Origin of the sequence: Streptomyces sp. N35, from assembly GCF_016464295.1 — a bacterium.
Classification (GTDB): Bacteria; Actinomycetota; Actinomycetes; order Streptomycetales; family Streptomycetaceae; genus Streptomyces.
Genome location: NZ_JAEIMH010000047.1, coordinates 51608 through 52793 on the forward strand (window position 1 = coordinate 51608; position 1186 = coordinate 52793).

Annotated in this window: 1 protein-coding gene and 1 riboswitch; the gene reads right to left on the reverse strand. The window is 73.3% G+C overall.

The window, feature by feature from the left end:
• Window positions 1–57: 57 nt before the first annotated feature.
• Window positions 58–915, reverse strand: a complete 858-nt coding sequence (locus JAO81_RS24665) for a bifunctional 5,10-methylenetetrahydrofolate dehydrogenase/5,10-methenyltetrahydrofolate cyclohydrolase (protein ID WP_199550105.1) — start codon at window positions 913–915, stop codon at window positions 58–60.
• A gap of 27 nt (window positions 916–942) precedes the next feature.
• Window positions 943–1046: riboswitch (ZMP/ZTP riboswitch) on the reverse strand.
• Window positions 1047–1186: the final 140 nt, after the last annotated feature.

Below are 1186 nucleotides of genomic sequence, written 5' to 3' on the forward strand. Positions count from 1 at the left end.
CGACCCCCGGAGGGGGGGGGGGAGCCCACCCCCCCCCCCCCCTCGGGCGTTTCCGGCTCAGGCGGTCTGCCGCTCCGCCGCGTCCACGGTCTGCCCGAGCAGCACCGCGATCGTCATGGGGCCGACACCGCCCGGCACCGGGGTGATCAGACTCGCGCGCTCCGCGGCCGAGTTGAAGTGCACATCTCCCACGTTGCCCGGGTTGTAGCCCGCGTCGACGACGACCGCGCCCTCCTTGATGTCCTCGCCGCGGATGAACTCCGGCCGGCCCACGGCCGCGACCAGGATGTCCGCCTCGCGGATCACCTCGGAGAGGTTCGTCGTACGCGAGTGGCAGTACGTCACCGTCGCGTTGCGCCCGAGCAGCAGCAGGCCGACGGGCTTGCCGAGGATCGCGCTGCGGCCGACGACCACCGCGCGCTTGCCGGTCGGGTCCACGCCGTACGCGTCGAGCAGCCGCATGATGCCCCCCGGCGTGCACGAGGCGAAGCCCGGCAGACCGAAGCCCATCGCGGCGAAGGACGTCATGGTCACGCCGTCGACGTCCTTCTCGGGCGCGATCGCCTCGAACGCGGCGCGCTCGTCGATGTGTTCGCCGACCGGGTGCTGCAGCAGGATGCCGTGCACGTCGGGGTCCTCGGACAGCTCGGTGAGGGTGGCGACGAGCTGCTCGGTGGTGATGTCCGCCGGGAGCTCCACATGGCGGGACTCGATACCCGCCTTGGCACAGCGGTTGCGCTTCATCTTCACGTACGTGACGGAGGCGGGGTCCTCGCCGACGAGGACGGTGGCGAGGCAGGGCGCCTTGCCGGTGCGCTCGGTGAGTGCGGCGGCCCGGGCGGCCGTACGTTCGCCGATCTCGCGGGCGAGGGCGGTGCCGTCCATGAAACGGGCGGTGCGGGGGGTGCTGGTCATGGGTGCTCCTGAGCGTCGGAGGGTTGTCTCGATCGCCCAGGCGCGCGGCAGGTGCTTTTGCTGCGGCGTGCGGATGCGCCGGGCCGCTCCCCGGTGGTGCTCCACCTTTTGCGCCAGTCGCGGCCTCATTCAGGGTAAGGGACGGTGCGGCGCCGTTGCTGTCCGGGTGCGGTTTCCGTGGGGGGCGCCTGCGGCGGGCCTTTCTCCCCCCCCCGCCGCTTCCCGAAACCGCGGGCCGTCCCCCGCCCCCCCCCCCCCCCCGGGCGCCCCA